General features: G+C 41.6%; 10 protein-coding genes. 7 read left to right on the top strand and 3 right to left on the bottom strand.

From position 1 onward, the window contains the following. Positions 1-525: 525 nt before the first annotated feature. Positions 526-3792 carry a sensor histidine kinase gene (locus BLT07_RS12925; RefSeq protein ID WP_245726540.1) on the bottom strand — a complete coding sequence of 1089 codons (3267 nt, stop codon included), beginning with the start codon at positions 3790-3792 and terminating at the stop codon, positions 526-528. Positions 3793-4252: 460 nt separating this feature from the next. Here BLT07_RS12925 and BLT07_RS12930 point away from each other — a divergent pair, with 460 nt between their 5' ends. The 3 genes from BLT07_RS12930 (at position 4253) to BLT07_RS12940 (ending at position 8934) form a co-directional block, all read left to right on the top strand. Further along, positions 4253-5497: a PD40 domain-containing protein gene (locus BLT07_RS12930; RefSeq protein WP_091869898.1), complete on the top strand. Its 1245-nt coding sequence runs from the start codon at positions 4253-4255 to the stop codon at positions 5495-5497. 216 nt (positions 5498-5713) lie between these two features. After that, entirely contained in the window at positions 5714-7555 is a 1842-nt protein-coding gene (locus tag BLT07_RS12935) for a PorP/SprF family type IX secretion system membrane protein (protein WP_245726541.1), read from the top strand. A gap of 737 nt (positions 7556-8292) precedes the next feature. Next, positions 8293-8934: a response regulator transcription factor gene (locus BLT07_RS12940; protein ID WP_091869320.1), complete on the top strand. Its 642-nt coding sequence runs from the start codon at positions 8293-8295 to the stop codon at positions 8932-8934. 220 nt (positions 8935-9154) lie between these two features. Here BLT07_RS12940 and BLT07_RS12945 read toward each other — a convergent pair whose 3' ends face one another. Then, entirely contained in the window at positions 9155-9541 is a 387-nt protein-coding gene (locus tag BLT07_RS12945; RefSeq protein ID WP_091869322.1) for a response regulator, read from the bottom strand. A 3-nt stretch (positions 9542-9544) separates the two neighbouring features. Continuing rightward, a complete protein-coding gene (locus BLT07_RS12950; protein WP_091869324.1) occupies positions 9545-11131 on the bottom strand; it encodes a sensor histidine kinase in 1587 nt (528 codons plus the stop codon). 465 nt (positions 11132-11596) lie between these two features. Between BLT07_RS12950 and BLT07_RS12955 the strand changes: the two genes are divergently transcribed. From BLT07_RS12955 to BLT07_RS12970, 4 genes are all read left to right on the top strand, one after another. After that, positions 11597-12232, top strand: a complete 636-nt coding sequence (locus BLT07_RS12955) for an NAD(P)H-dependent oxidoreductase (RefSeq protein ID WP_091869326.1) — start codon at positions 11597-11599, stop codon at positions 12230-12232. A 117-nt stretch (positions 12233-12349) separates the two neighbouring features. Further along, positions 12350-13546 carry a DegT/DnrJ/EryC1/StrS family aminotransferase gene (locus BLT07_RS12960; RefSeq protein WP_091869328.1) on the top strand — a complete coding sequence of 399 codons (1197 nt, stop codon included), beginning with the start codon at positions 12350-12352 and terminating at the stop codon, positions 13544-13546. 97 nt (positions 13547-13643) lie between these two features. After that, positions 13644-14105, top strand: coding sequence for a TonB-dependent receptor plug domain-containing protein (locus BLT07_RS12965; RefSeq protein WP_091869330.1), 462 nt, complete (start codon positions 13644-13646; stop codon positions 14103-14105). Between the two features lie 18 nt (positions 14106-14123). Further along, positions 14124-16460 carry a GH92 family glycosyl hydrolase gene (locus BLT07_RS12970; RefSeq protein WP_245726542.1) on the top strand — a complete coding sequence of 779 codons (2337 nt, stop codon included), beginning with the start codon at positions 14124-14126 and terminating at the stop codon, positions 16458-16460. The last annotated feature ends 8 nt before the right edge of the window (positions 16461-16468 follow it).

The following is a 16468-nucleotide window of genomic DNA, read 5'->3' on the forward strand; positions in this document are numbered from 1 at the left end:
TTTTGTTTTGGCCGCTTCGAAAACACAGTTTTCGTAAGTGTCCAAAACAAAAAGACCGTAATTGCGACAGCAATTTCGAGCATTATTGTCAGGTGGGGAGATTGTAGGGAACACCGCAGGTAATCCCTCTTTCTCCACTCGTAGTTTACCAAAACTGCACAAAACCCTGTAAACATCATGTTTACAGGGTTTTTCATTTTATATGTATCCATTTGAATTCGAATGATACTAAAGATAAAGTGAGCTAATCGGTGAGTAGTCTTCCGAATGATTACTACTCACCGATTTAGCTATAATTTACTGATTTTGTATTACTTAAAACTATATTTTTTCTACCTTTTGGTGTTCTGTTACACCAATATTAATTACTCACTTATGAAAAATTCATTTTCTATTCTCTTCTACACTAGGTTTGGATGGTAAGCGCATCTATAAAGGATTTGAAATACTAAGGAAAAAGGAAATAGAAAAAAAAGTGTGTAAGGGGCTCTCTAGTGGATTAGTATTGCAAATAAATTATCTTCATTATACCACCGTATATTCTACGCTACCCACCGCTTTTTGAACCGGATTGTCAGCTTTTGGTAAGGTCAATATAAAGGTTGTGCCTTTTCCTTTACCCTCGGATTCTGCCGTAATCGTTCCGCCATGGGAGGCGATGATTTTTCTCACCATATATAGCCCAAGTCCGGTTCCCTTTGTTTTTGCATGGAAACGTTTGAAAGGGGTGAATAACTTATCTAAAGACTTTGTATCCATGCCTGAACCGTTATCACTGATAAAAAACTGCTGAAAATCCGGACCGACCTTAGTTTTGATGGCTACCACAGGTTTTTCTTGATTCCCCATATACTTTATCGCATTATCGATTAGATTCTCAAAAACTTGGACGAACCGGTTGCGATCTCCGTAAATATTCGGAAGCGCATCTTCAATGATTACCTGGGCCTTCCGTTCCCGAAGGCGACCGATGGCCATATTGCTGGCTACTCCAATAATCTCTTTGGAGTCTAAAATTTCCATTTTATTTTCAATTTTTCCCAATTTGGCAATTTCGGTAATATCGGCAATTAGACTGTTCATGATGGTACAGGACTGGATGATATACCCAAGACATTCTTTTGCATCGGTGATTTTACCCTCCTCGAAATCCAGCGAAATGAGGTCGGCCATGACCTGGATACTGTTGAGCGGACTTTTAAGATCATGGGAAACAGAATACGTAAACCTCTGAATTTCATCATTTTTTATGGACAGCTCTTCCGCCACATCCGCTAATTTTTTCTTTTGTAACTGTAATTCTTGGGTGCGATCGGCTATTTGTTGTTCCAGCTTTATCTGATGCCTTTTTATATTCCGTACCTTAAAGAAGTACAGCAGATATATGATTCCTAAGAAGACAATTGAAAGCAAGGTGCGGAACCACCAGGTTTTCCAAAAAGGAGGATTTATGGTTAGGGCAAGGCTAATGTCGTTGGTAACCCAAACTCCATCTGAATTGGTCGATTTAATTCTAAGGGTATACTCCCCCGGATTTAAATTGGTATAGGTCGCTGTGGGGTTGTTGCCCACATAATTCCAATCCGTTTCAAAACCTTCCAAGAAATAAGCATAGTTTACTTTTTCGGGATGTCTGAAGGTGAGTGTTCTAAAATTAAAGTTGATAACGGATTGATTATAATCCAAACTTATGGAATCTATCTGGCTGATATCCCTTTTGAGGATGTCGGACCCATCATTGGGCATTACAGGCTTATTGAAAATCTTTAGTCCCGAAATAAATAGTTTCGGCTCGTCGTCTCTCTTCACCACATCCTCAGACTTAAAAATGTTGAATCCATTACTTCCACCGAACAAAAACTCGCCCGAAGCCGTTTTAAGAGCAGATTTTGCGTTGAACTCATTAGACTGAAGACCGTCTTTCATATCATAATCTAAAACAGTTTTCGTCGCTGTATCGTATTTTGCCATTCCCCATTCGGTACCGAGCCATAAGTGCCTTGTCCCATCAATTAGTACACTTCTTATGGCATCGTTCTTCAGACCGTTGGCTTTTGTGATGGCCCGGAAAGAGTTGCTTTTAGGATGATATTGGTTAAGCCCCCCTTGTGTGCCTACCCATATGGTACTCGATTTATCCTGCACAATGGTATTGACATAGTTATTACTTAAGGTTCCTTTCCTACCAATATTATGGAAGTGATCGATTTTCCAGGAATCTTTCTTCGCTGTCAGCCGAAACAGCCCGGCATTAAGGGTGCCAATCCAAACCTGGCCATTGTTATCCTCTAGTATCGTGTAGGCGGAAGTAATTTCAGAGCCATCATGGGCCGATTTCAGTATAACGTCGGTATGGCTATCCGTATCCGGATTATATACTTGAACACCACCATTATAGTTTATAATCCAAATACGTCCTTTTTTATCCCGCATTAAATCGCTGATGTGATTGGATTTTAAAAAGGAATTCTCGGTATTCCACTGATAAAATTCTTTACTTACTGTGTTAAAAACAATGATACCGTTTCCCCAAGAACCCACCCAAAGCTCATCGTCTTTGGTTTGAAGGATGGATAAAACCACATTGGTCGCAAAATTTTTATCATTTAATGAATAATGATCGAAGGTGTCAGTAGCCCGGTTCCAGTAATTCAGTCCCCCGCCGTCGGTTCCTATCCATATGTTTCCAGCGATATCCTCATTAAAAGAATTGACCAATTTATTGTTTAGGGAGGTTGAATTAAAGGGATCTATGTTTATATGTTTGAATTTATGGTATTCGGAATCGTAGAAACTTAGCCCGCTCTTAAAACAAGCAATCCACATTACCCCATTGCGTGCACTTAAAAGCGACCAAATAGAATTGTTGGAAATCGAATTGGGGCGCGCCGAACTATACTTTAAATGCGCTACATCGCCGGTAACTTTGGAGTAGATGAACAGACCATTATTTTCCGTACCAATCCAAAGGGCATCGTTTTTATACTTTGCCAAAGATAAAATTACGAACCCCGGACTTATGCTGGTTTTTTTGATCGATGTCTCCCAAGTAGGGCTTACATTAAATTCAATTATCGATCCCTCCGATGTGCCGATTACGAAATTCATTTCATCGAATTGTACAACACTCGTTATATTTTCTTGTACGGGTAACTGATTAACTATGTTCAGATCAGTATCGATCACAAAAATATTGTAACTGGATACGACCAATAGATGCTCAGCGCCCAAGGAGGTCACTTTTAAAATATGATTGTTACTATACTTTCGAATCTCTAATTTTTCGTTCGCCAGGAAGTGTCTCACTTCGCCGGTCTTCGTCTGGTAGGTATACAATCCGTCAGATGAGGTGCCCAGCCATAATGTGTTCGCAGTCTTGGCAATCGATATGATATTCTTCGATTCGATTTCCTTTGCCGACTTCTTAAAATGATAAGGAGTTACGCGTTTCAGGGTACGGTCATAGATGCTCAAACCTTGATCGGTGCCGATATATATGTCCCGGCCATCTTCGTATAGGGCTCCGATATATTCATCCGTCAGGCCGGTCACGCCATCTACACTTTTCTCGAATATCTGAAAATCCGTACCGTCATACTTATTCAGACCGTTTCGGGTTCCAACCCAGATAAAACCATAACTATCCTCTAAAAGTACGGTAGCCGAGCTTAGCGACATGCCATTTTCGATATGGTGAAAGGTGTAAGGTTCTTGAAGCTGTGCCTGTAGGTTGGCGGCACTACAACAGATGAGCGCCGAAGTTAGAATCGTTGATAATTGGGGTAGTATCATTGTAGGCTCTTTGGGTAGGGGCCTTATAGTAACGTAATGTTGGGTACGAAATTACTTTTACTTACATAATATTAAAAAGTAGAGGCTACTGTATCCTTACTTGACAATCTGAAATTTAAATCACTGTGAATGAAATAGGGTGTTTTGTAGTTCGGTCGCCAGAAACCTATTTCGGTTATACATAAAATCTTTTTACCTAATAAGCCCTGTATTTCATCGAATATCTTTGAAATACCCAATTTTTTACTTGAAGGTATCCCGAACACGTAGACCATCCTTGTAAATGTCAATAAACATGCGAGATTCAGGCGTTTTTCTGCCGATAATCCTCTGCCAAAACCCCTGCCTTTTTAACAAAACCCATCCCATAAAACCAAAAACCTATGAATTTTTACTAAGAACGCAACGGGAATGTTTTTTGAACTTTGTCGAAGTTATTAACCCCTTAATCGATGAAATCATGAAATACCCCCTGACCTCCGTGATTTTCGGCTCTGTTTTTACCTGTCTGAGCTATTCGGTATCCGCACAGGATATCCATAAGAATAGTAATCAGGATGCAAACGGCCAAACCGAAAAAAGAATGGACAATTACCGTACCCTGAAAAATTTGGGCTACGATGACAAAGCTATTTATGAAGACCTTGGCAATGCCAATTTCCTCAATAAAGATTATGAAACGGCTTTATTCTGGTACGAAAAACTACAAGAAAGCAGCAAGCACAATACCTTAAGTGCCAGCTACAATAAAAGATACCTGCACGCCAAACAACAAATGCTGGCCGATAATTCGTCAACTACAACGAATACTCAAGATTGGATGGCGATGATTCAAACGGACTATCAGGTGAACGGCAACAAAATGGCCAGTACCGATAATAGCACAGGCAAATACCGGAATCTCGATTTCAACAGAGGTTATGATATACAGTTTGTGGAAGATCAATTGCTTTCGGACGCCGATGTTGAACTATTGGAAAACGATAGATCTGAAATGGAGAATAGGTACAAGGCGCCGATTGCCTTGACGCCTGATGGCAACGTCGCCTATTTCAGTAAACCGAAATATGTAAAGCCTGAGTACGGGGCTTTTTCCAAAAAAGAACTGGTACATAGGATATATCGGGCGGAAAAGAAAAACGGACAGTGGAAAAATGTACGTGAAGTCGCCGTGGCCCCAAAATATGCGTCCGTAATGCATCCGGCCTTGTCCGAAGATGGTAAGCGGTTGTTCTTCGCCTCTAATATGCCCGGTACCTTTGGAGAGTTTGATATCTATGTATCTACCGTAGAAGTGGATGGTAGCTTGGGTGTCGCCAAAAACTTGGGCAGAAAGGTCAACACCAAGAAAAACGACCTGTATCCTAATATAATAGAAGGCAACACCCTGTCTTTTGCATCTGAAGGCCATAGGGGTAAAGGTGGACTCGATGTCTACATGGCCCAGGTGGGACGCGCCAATGTTAGCTTGGCCATCAATCTTGGCGACGAAATCAACAGTGACGGCGATGAATTTGCGGTGTCCCTAGCTTCTAAAAACGGTACGGGATATGTAATGTCGAATCGAGGAAACAACAAGACGGATGTGCAAAAAGTGGCGTTCTCTTACAACGATAATGGAAACGGACAAGGCGACTATGATATTATGGAAGCCATGAACAATTCCCAGATCGATTATACCAGTTCTCTTTTCGAGGACGAATGATCGAACTTGACCCTACCGATCGCCAGCCGATACCTTAAGGCCCGGTCAGTATAAAACTGTGTAGCGGATGCATTGGGTCGACCGGAAGAAAAACTTGACAAAAAGTTTCCCCAAGTCGATCCATCATCCCACAGTAAAATCCCAAATACTACCCCACAGATTAACCATAATTCTATTGCCATGAAAATCTCTAATAACATACAAAATAAAATAGGAATGCTCCTCTTGTTTTGCGCCGTACTAGGCCTGCAAAGCAGCTTCGGTCAAGAACAGGCCCCGAGTTTGGGCACCAAGAGCACCTATCAAAACCAATTGTTCTTCAACCGATATCTGATCAACCCTACCTTTTCATTGGTCCGCGAGAACAAATCCTACATCAATATACTCCACAGAAACCAATACGCGACCTTCGAAGATAACGATCAGAACTATTTCTTAGGATTTAGCAACAAATTGAACGATCGAACCGCCCTGGGCATCAGTGTCTACAGCCAATGGTCCGGCGTTGTTCAAGAATTCGGCTTTAATGCCAATTACGCTACGGCAGTACGCTTGGGCGAAAAAAATAAACTGACATTCGGTACCAACATTACATATTTCACCAAAGGTCTTGACAAAAACCGGGTCATCGTTGCCGATGTTGACAACAAACTCGAAGAGTCCAAAAAGGAAAGCCAAATTGCCATTAAGCCGGGCATTACGCTCTCAATGGGCCAATTCGATTTCGGAGTTTACGCCACAGACCTTTTCAAATATAACCAGACCACGAACGAATTCGTGACCGACTTGAGCGCCAAAAGTGTAAAAGCCTCGGTACAGTATACCTATGAATTTATGCAGAACAGGGGCCTTTTGGCCAATGCCCGTCTAATGCCGCTCGTACAGGTCGGCCAGAACGAAGACGGTAGCGTCAATTATGCAGGCTCTATGCTGCTCGATCTGCCGGATTATGGATGGTTTCAAACCAATTTTGACCAAGAATACGGACTTTCTCTAGGCCTTGGTTTCAACCTGAGCAAAAAAATGTCTTTGGGATACCTATTGGAGCGGGATGTAGTGAACAAAGAAGCCGATTTGGGCTGGAACCATGAAGTTACCTTAGCCTATACTTTGGATAGGGAACACAACGCCAAAGGTCTTTTTGCAGAGGGTTCAGAGGATGAGAAGGTCGACCGTATCGTACGTAACTATGAAGAACAGATATTAGCTCTTAAAGAGGAAGTGGAGAAAAATAAGGCGGCCAATTCCAAAAAGGAGGCTGTAACCGAAGTCGCCGATCGTGAGGTTATGGAGGCCATGGCGAATATGAACGACGCGGATGCCAATGCCCTCGCCTATGAGAACCGTTTGATCTTGGACGAGCTTATTCTCAGACAAGATTCTATCGATGCCGCACGCACCGCCGCTTTCGATTTGCGTTTACAATCTTTGGTAGGCGTTATAAAGGATTCCTTAAAGCGTAGCATGCAATTGCCCGAACAGCAGGGTAAAGGGGCGTTTAAGACAGCGGTAGCGTCGAACGATACACCATCCGGCATAATCAGTAAGAAGGATACTACTTCGGATATGATCAAAACTGCGATAGCTACACCCGAGAAGAAGGATGCTCTTTTAGCTGAAACCGACGAGGCTTATACCCGAACCGTAAAATTTGAGCCGGTACATAAAGTATTGGGAGAGTTTATTTCAAAACCGGCAGTAACCCAAAATGTAGATTCCGGTGATATGAAAGATGGTGTCAAACTTCCGTTTAAAACAATGAAGCAGTCCGATTTGGTAGGTGTTAAATCCGGATACTACGTAATCGCTAATGTATTCAAAAGCAGAAAATATTTGGATGCCTTTATGGGCGACCTAAAGCAAAAAGGTTTGGACGCCGGCTATTTTTACAACAAAGAAAACGGATTGCATTATGTTTATTTGGCCGATTACAATTATAAATCGGATGCCAAGACTGCTTATGTATCGAATATGAACGGACAGTACAATGCTGAAAAGTGGATCATGCAAGTAGATAATGCCTCAGCGATTGTCGATAACTTTTACGAAGATCAATAGAATTACAATATTACAATATGGTTAGTGGGACCTTGTTTTTCGAAAAGAGAAATCAGGTAAATTTACAGCGGGGGAGGCCCCGCTGTTTTTTTTGTTTCTACAAAAAGGCGAATTTATTATATCCAAAAAATCGGATGTACGACGCAAAATTTTGGCAAACTACTGTATTTGAACGAAAATCTATCTAAAATTCATAGGTGGTTTATGAATTTCACTAAGTTTGATTTCTAATTCAATGGTATTATAAACAATTATATAGAAATTTAACCTTAGTAGAAACCCAAATCCCACACCATGAAATTCTACCTACATCTACCCCGTTACAGAAAAGAAAAGAATTCCGAAATGAGTTCACATCCTCTTCCCATTCACTTCAATGAGGAAGTTTTTATCCTATTCCAAAATCACAATCGAAATCGTGTTGCTTGACAATGTAACCTGCATTGTGTAAAATCTTTTTGATTTAAAGTGCATACGGATGGTTTTCCGTTGAAATATTGAGCTAAAACCCTGTAGTATACCTATCTCTTTACAAGGTTTTTAACCAGATATTTTGCCACGTCAACCTAGCTTTCTCTCGATTAACCTGATTGATGAGACCGTAAGTTCCTATGCCTTGATCGACTATGATTTCACGTATTTCGATGGAATAATAATTACAATTCACCCTAAATCTAACCGATATAGCCCAGAGTCTCAATAGGGTTCGCGACTATATCCAAAAAAATCCCACTACCATGAGTATTAACACCTTAAAGAGTATCGTTATCGATAACGACCGTTCACTTCACAACACGTATCGCCAGTATTTTGACATGTTTTTAGAATATTCACTGGCCGACGTTTACACTTCCGTAGAAGAGGCGCTAATGGCGTATGACACCCAATCTCCCGATATCGTTTTTATCGAAGAATCCCTTAACGGGGAATGTGGTATCGAATGCATTGAGCGTTTCAGAAAAAAGGATGGCAAGGTGAAGATCATCATGTTGAGCGGTCGGAACGATTTCGATCTTGTTAAAAAAGCGTTCAAGAATAATGCCAACGGCTACCTGTCAAAACCCATAAGCGAGCGGAAGCTTTACAACGCGCTGGATTCCATTAAAAATGAAGGCGCGACCATGAGCAACGACATAATCAGTCTGTTCATTGCCACTTTTCAGCGAAAATCACGCGATATTTTTTCGGAAAGGGAAAATCAGGTCATCGACTTGCTTTGCCAGGGCGCGACCTACAAATCCATCGCCGAAAAACTGTTCGTAACCGCCAGCGCGGTCAACTTTCACGTGCAGAATATTTATTTGAAGTTGGATGTGAATTCCAAATCGGAGGCCCTGTTGAAGTTACAGCAGTTAGACTATGTGGAAAAGGCCGCCTAGTGACAGGTCTGATCGACCGCAGTCGAGCATTTTAAGCGGTCCGTCGGTGGTGCTGACTAAATTTCGATAGGTTTCAAAGTAGAAATCCTCTTCAGTTGTACATCATTTTTTCCCCTGTAGCAAAGAGGCCGTTTGAAAAAGCGGCCTTTTTTTATGTGTAATTAGCGGCAATAGCTATGATTTCTTGCCAATGGGGATAATACAATCGATATGATGTCTATCAAATGATTTTTAGGCTATCCAGTTTTTTAACAATGATTTCGAACTCCGCTTTTAACTTGTCCTCATCAATGGGCTTGTTGATGATATGCAGAGGGCCTTCGCTTTTGGCATTTTCCAGGGTCGCGTAATCTGAATTTCCTGTTAGAAATACAAAGGGAATATGGTGTTTTTCGTTGATAATGCCGGCCAATTCGATGCCGTTCCAACCTCCGGAAAGTCCAATATCAAGCAAAATCACATCGGGGGAATGCTCTTTGATCAGTGCAATGGCATCATCGCCATTGTCGGTCGAATCGAGAACTTCATGCCCGATTCCCGATAAAATTTCTTCTAAGAACATTTGTATGATAAAATTATCCTCTACAATTAAAATTTTCTTTGGCATAGGCTATGAAGTTTGTTCAATTTCTTGAAATGTGATGATGTAGTTAGTACCAATTTTTGAATTATCCATTTCTACATTTCCACGCAACTGTAGGGCTAATTTATGTATCAACTTAAGACCAAGGGACTTGGTATTTCTGAAATTGATATCTTTAGGAATCCCGGAACCATTGTCGCCAATTCTAAGCGAATAACTAAAGGTACTTAACTTATTCATTTTTACGGTAATCGTGCCTTCTTCGGAATCGGAAAATCCGTATTTTAAGGAATTAGTTATGATTTCATTTATCAAAAGGCCCAAGGGGATTGAGGTATCGATATTTAAGCGGATATTCTCGACCTCTGTTTCAAGTCTGATATTACTTTGGTCACCTTTCATCGATTGAATCAAAGTATTGACGAGTTCCCGGATATAGGCGCCATAGTCGATCCGGTTGAGGTCATCGCTCTTATAGAGCATTTCATGCACGATGCCCATGGAATTTATCCGGTACTGGCTATACCGGAACAACATCTTGGTTTTTTCATCCTTGATGAAGCTAGATTGTAAGCTCAAAAGACTGGCCACGACCTGAAGATTGTTTTTGACCCTATGGTGTATTTCCTTGATAAGGGTATCCCTTTCCTGCAACCGATTTTCTATAGATCGGTTTAATCTTGAAATGTTCCTGTTTTTTATATGGAGTATTTGTACCACCAGCAGAAAGAACAATATCCCTATCGATAGGGCCGCTCCGGTCTTATATGCCTGATTCCTGAATTTTTCAAATTTTGCATCAAGTGCGATATTATCCTGTTTGGTGTATAAAGTCCACTTTAAATTATTTTCTAGATTGATTTTCTTTGAAAAAAATAAGGGATATCCATACTCATCTTTTTCGTCTAGATTTGTTCTGTTTTTTTTATCAAAGTTGTTCTCTGCCCCAAAATAAATTTCATGTTGGGAACTAATTAGCCCAAATTCGATATCCTCAAAAATATTGAACCAACTTTCAGGATCTAGATTAAGGCCTAGAAGTTCTGTTTTTCTTTCAGAATCGAAAACGGGTGTAAAAAAACGCATGGTAGGGCGAGAGCGATTTCCGATTTTATTCTCCCCGTACTTGATATCCGTTAACGAGAGCGCAACATCACCCTTCTTTAATCGAAGGGCTTCTTTAATATAATTTCGATCGCCCTTATATTGAAGTTTGTCCGCATCTTCAAGTATTACTGAACCTTCAATCCGTATGGCGTTGACCAGCTCCGTTCCGGTGGAGTCTAACAGAACGGCCTGATAGTAGTTGAGGTGAACCCTTAAAAACGCTGCCAACTGCTGTGCCGTAAAGGACGTGGGGACGTTATTGAGGGAATCAAGCTCGCGCAGATTCGCCAAGAAAAGCGTTTTTCTTTTGGTGATAGTATAGAGTGCGAGCAAACGAGTTTCGGCCTGATTAAGCGTGTTGTTCGCCTTTTCCTGTTCTAACTCAAAAAGATTTTGTTTTTGGTGGGATACCCTTGTTTGAATCGATGTCCAAATAAAAATATTCGTGATAAGAAAGAGTATCAAGGAGAAAACGGTAAGTTGAATAGCGGTCAACTTGAATTTCATAGGCAGGGGAAATAGAAGTTCGAATCGATTTTACAAACAAATACTGCGAACGATTTCAATTTGTTCTTTAATTGGGAAATATCACATTTGGTAGCCAAAATTTGTCATTTTTGACCGCCGTGATTTTGCCCAGCAGAATACAAATAACTTTTCTTGGGCCCAACAATCAAAAGTATTCGGCCGCACATAAAAGGTATAAATTGGTTCACACACAAAAATCTAAAAAATGCCGACAATAAATTGCATCTCACTTATAAATTCTTAATTACGGACAAATGTAGGGTAAAAAATGAGAAATTAATAAGTTTTTTATTACAAATTCCAGATCTTAGTCAAAGATAGAAAGGCCCGCAGCATTGACCAATATGATAATTTGGGCTTAACTTTATACAACCTGCTGTAATGGTCGATTAAGCGCCGTAATTATTTTACTTTTGTAGGTTGATAATGGAATTTTAAAGTTTTATGACAAAAACCATAAAAAATCTCGAATGGAGGTACGCCGTTAAAAAATTCGATGCGGAAAGAACCCTTTCCGAAAAAAAAATTGAAGGCTTGAAAAAAGCGTTCAATCTTACGGCAACCTCCTATGGGCTGCAACCCATTACGCTGATAGTGCTGCAGAATAAGGCACTTCAAGACGAATTGGTGGCGCATTCCTACCAACAACAACAGGTCGCGCAAGCATCGCACGTTCTCGTTATCTGTATCCAAAAAATCATCAGTAAGGATTATATTACCAACTATTTCAAACAGGTAAAAAAAATCAGGGGCACCAGCGATACCATTCTTGATTCCTTTAAGGACGCTATGGTCGATGATTTTTCAAAAAAAGATATTTTAGAAATCCGGCAATGGGCCAAAAATCAAGCCTATTTGGCTTTAGGAAACCTACTTACCATTTGCGCCATGGAAAAAATCGATTCCTGTCCGATGGAAGGTTTCGATCCAGAGGGCTACGATACCGTTTTACAACTCAAAAGCAAAGGCCTGACGTCCGTTTTGGTTTTGCCCGTAGGGTATAGGGCCAATGACGATATGTTTTCCGAATTCAAGAAAGTACGTAAAGATTTAGAGGATAGTGTGATCGAAATCAGATAATCAACAAGTACAAGTGCATAGGTCAAACTCGGTTTTTTCAATTTTTTTCCTGGGTTTGATATTTGAATTTGAGTTTTACCAAATGACCATAAATAACAAACATAAAAACCCCACTGAATGCCCGGATTCGAACTTTTTGGAGATAAAGAAAGAGCACAAGTACAAGACGTATTGGATTCCGGCGTTCTCATGCGCTACGGTTTCGACGGTATGCGCAACGGCCACTGGAAGGCCATAGAACTGGAAAGGGCTTTGGAGAAACGTATGAAGGTGAAGCATGCACAGCTAGTCAGTAGTGGCACCTCTGCTCTGACGGTCGCTTTAGTCAGCGCAGGCATTGGGGCAGGGGATGAGGTCATTATGCCCACCTTTACCTTTGTGGCCAGTTTTGAGTCCATCTTGGCGATTGGGGCTGTGCCGATCTTGGTGGATGTCGATGATACCATGACCTTGGACCCGGAAGCGGTAGAAAAGGCAATTACTACCAAAACCAAAATCGTGATGCCCGTTCACATGTGCGGTTCTATGGCCGATTTGAAAGCCTTGAAGTCCATTTGCGAAACACATGGTTTACTATTATTGGAGGATGCCTGCCAAGCTATTGGCGGCACCTTCGAGGGCAAACCCCTTGGCAGCTACGGCGATTTAGGCTGTTTTTCCTTTGATTATGTGAAGACAATTACTTGCGGAGAAGGCGGTGCAATCATAACGAACAACGAAAATTACAAAGCCAACGCCGATCATTATTCCGATCACGGCCATGACCATATAGGAGAGGACCGTGGAGCGGAAAGCCATCCCTTTTTAGGATATAACTATCGAATATCCGAATTGAACGCAGCAGTCGGCCTTGCCCAACTAGCGCGTTTGGATGAATTTCTGGCCCTTCAAAAAAAGAACTATTCCGTTTTGCGTAAAGCTTTGGAAGACATCGAAGGAGTCACCTTTAGGCGCGTGCCAGAAGGCGGAGTGGGGAGCTATGCCTTCCTGACTTATTTCCTGCCGGATGCCGATATCGCTAAAAAGGCACATACCGCATTGGGGCAGGCTGGCGTTGACGCTTGTTTTTATTGGTACGATAACAATTGGCATTATTATCGGAAATGGGAACATCTTATCCATAAAACATCCCTTGGGAAATTGCCACAAGAGGTATACGACAGACTTCCGGATTATTTGACTTCCGATTTTTCCAGATCCGACCATTGGGTGGGGCGGGCTATTTCGTGCCTGATAAAATTAAAATGGTCGGAAGAGGAGGTTCGGGAAAGGACGGATAAAATGGTAGAGGTATTAAAAAATCTTCTCAAATAAATAATTATAACATGTTTTGAAAAATTGTTGTTCGTTGAGTCTGCGACAAATTGGATTTTTTAAGTTATTTTTGAGTATAGACCCACACTTCTGAAAAATGAAACAGCAACGATTTCTATTATTTCTTATGATTTTAGCCTGTGGAACCATGGCTTGGTCACAGAACGAAATTTCCTCAACCAATTTAAGCGAAACGGAAACACCGATTTCCGATGTCGATAGAAAAGGCTTTGAATACAAAAACAGAGACTCTCTTACCATTAATATAACAAGAAATAATAGCGTAATCACTACTACTAATTTAGAGGGCGATGGCGAAGTGTATGATGTAAGTCGTAATCTTTCAAAGCCTTTATACGTTGTAGATGGTGCAATCTTCGAAACTATCAACATGTTAAACCCCGATGATATTCAATCCATGACTATTTTGAAAGGTGGGTCCGCCACTGCCATTTATGGTTCTAGGGGAGGGAATGGAGTTGTCACGATTACCACAAAGAATGGTATCGAGGGCGTACGATTTATATATGACTCTTCTATCGGAAAAGGACTCTTTTAGAAAATCATCAACATTTTGGTGCTCAAGCAGAAAAATTCTTATCCTAAAAAAGGACCTCATTATAGCTGGGTATACTTATGTATTGCCCTTTTTTCTGTTGGATTTTGCGAGGCCCAAAAGCCCAAAGATTTCCCAGCCTCCGACCCAGCATCCGACCCTGTCGACCTTGTATACCCCCTGCTCGACACCGAAAATTCCCGCTGGTTTTTCTTTTCCTCGGCCAGCCGCCCTTTTGGGATGGTCAATTTGAGTCCCGATACCGAAATAGACGGTGCTTGGGGCAGCGGCTATCGCTACAAAACGGATACCGTTAAGGGCTTCAGTCATGTACATGGTTGGCAGATTTCCGGACTTTCGGTAATGCCGGTTGTTGTTTCCGATGAGAATACGGAAGCCGTTTTCACCGATTTTTACTCCAAATTTTCCCATAATACCGAACAAGTGTTTCCTGGGTACCATTCGGTCGAACTGGAACGATACGGTATAAGAGCCGAACTAACTAGTACCAAGCGGGTAGGACTGCACAGATATTCTTTTCCAGATAGTGGCCGTCCTGCCATCCTATTTAATCTGAACACGATGCTAGGCCCCAGTGCGAATGCAAATGGCATGATGGAAAAGACGGGAAATAGAAGCTTATCCGGTTCCCTAGCTATGGAACCCACGCACCGCCGCCCGAAACCCTTCAAATTGTATTTTAAAATCAAGTTGAATGTCGATATCGATTCGGTCCGTCAAGATGAGGGAACAGGAAATTATTTGGTCTACACTGATTCGGGCATAAAGAATATACTAATGAAAGTGGCCATTTCTTATACCTCCTTAGAAAACGCCACTACTAATTTGGATTCCGAACTGAAGCATTGGGATTTCGAAAAAACGGTGGCCGATTCCAAAAAAGAATGGAACGATCTCTTGGGTAGAATACAAATTGAAGGGGGTACAGAAACGGCGCAGCGTCGATTTTATACGGATCTCTGGCATGCCCTTCAGGGAAGAAGAACTATTAGCGATTTTAACGGATCCTACCCTGACAATACGGATGAGAAATTTCGAATCGGACAGCTGCCGCTTGATGAAAATGGAAATCCGAAGTTCGCCCACTACAATTCCGACTCCTTTTGGGGAGCGCAATGGACCTTAAACACCCTATGGGGATTGGTCTACCCGAATATTATGCAAGACTTCGCCTTATCCCTTTTGCAATATCAAAAAGATGGCGGATTGGTTCCCCGTGGTCCTTCCGGGGGTAATTATACGTATGTGATGACCGGGGCCTCTTCAACTCCCTTTATTGTTAGTGCCATCCAAAAGGGCATATTGACCGAAGATCTGGAATCTGTATATCAAGCCTTGAAGAAAAATCATATGGTCAACGGAATCATGGCCAAAGCAGGGTATGAACACAATACCTCATTGGGCGGGGGATTAAAATATTATTTGGAGGATGGGTATGTACCCTATCCCATTCCCGAAGGTAAATTTGGAGGCCATCAAGACGGTGCCAGCCTTACTTTGGAGTATGCTTATCAAGACTGGACGCTGGCGCAGCTGGCTGATAAATTAGGACATGTGGAGGATTACGACTATTTTCTGTCACGTTCCAAAAACTACAAAAATGTGTTCGATGTTTCCACAGGCTGGATGCGGCCCAAGAATGTCGATGGCCAGTGGAAGGAAGACTACGACCCTTACCAACATGAACATGGTTTTATCGAATCGAACGGGGCCCAGGCCACTTGGTTCGTACCCCATGACCTGGAGGGTTTGGTAGAATTGATGGGCGGAAGCAAAAAAGCGGTTGAAAAGTTGAACCTCCAGTTCGAAACTGCCAAAAAACTGGGATTTACGTCCGGAAGCTCCCATTCTCAGGAACTGCATCCCGAATACAGCCGTATTCCCATTAATTATGGTAATCAACCCTCCATTCAGACCGCATTTATCTTCAATCAGCTAAACCGCCCCGAGCTGACCCAATATTGGTCTCGAAAAGTCACGGAGAAAGTTTTCAGCGGTCTTTCGCCATCCACAGGGTATAACGGGGACGAAGATCAGGGACTTATGGGAAGTCTGGCCGTGTTGTTGAAAATCGGTCTTTTTCAAATGAACGGGGGTACGGAAGAAAACCCGCAGTATCAAATCGGAAGCCCTATTTTTGATTCCGTGAAAATCAGACTCGATCAAAATTTTTATCCGGGCAAAACTTTTAGCATTAAAACTATCAACAATAGTGAAGACACTATTCAAATAAAAAATAGTACCTTGAACGGTGAAAAAATTGAAGGATCAGCCCTTTTGCATTCGCAAATAACCGAAGGTGGGGAGTTGGTTTTAAAAATGATTACATCCAAATAATTTCTAAA

Source organism: Pricia antarctica, from assembly GCF_900101815.1.
Lineage (GTDB): Bacteria > Bacteroidota > Bacteroidia > Flavobacteriales > Flavobacteriaceae > Pricia > Pricia antarctica.

Excerpts from the sequence above, each read along its gene's own strand:
- BLT07_RS12925 (WP_245726540.1), bottom strand. The coding sequence starts at position 3,792 with ATGATACTACCCCAATTATCAACGATTCTAACTTCGGCGCTCATCTGT.
- BLT07_RS12930 (WP_091869898.1), top strand. The coding sequence starts at position 4,253 with ATGAAATACCCCCTGACCTCCGTGATTTTCGGCTCTGTTTTTACCTGT.
- BLT07_RS12935 (WP_245726541.1), top strand. The coding sequence starts at position 5,714 with ATGCTCCTCTTGTTTTGCGCCGTACTAGGCCTGCAAAGCAGCTTCGGT.
- BLT07_RS12940 (WP_091869320.1), top strand. The coding sequence starts at position 8,293 with ATGAGTATTAACACCTTAAAGAGTATCGTTATCGATAACGACCGTTCA.
- BLT07_RS12945 (WP_091869322.1), bottom strand. The coding sequence starts at position 9,541 with ATGCCAAAGAAAATTTTAATTGTAGAGGATAATTTTATCATACAAATG.
- BLT07_RS12950 (WP_091869324.1), bottom strand. The coding sequence starts at position 11,131 with ATGAAATTCAAGTTGACCGCTATTCAACTTACCGTTTTCTCCTTGATA.
- BLT07_RS12955 (WP_091869326.1), top strand. The coding sequence starts at position 11,597 with ATGACAAAAACCATAAAAAATCTCGAATGGAGGTACGCCGTTAAAAAA.
- BLT07_RS12960 (WP_091869328.1), top strand. The coding sequence starts at position 12,350 with ATGCCCGGATTCGAACTTTTTGGAGATAAAGAAAGAGCACAAGTACAA.
- BLT07_RS12965 (WP_091869330.1), top strand. The coding sequence starts at position 13,644 with ATGAAACAGCAACGATTTCTATTATTTCTTATGATTTTAGCCTGTGGA.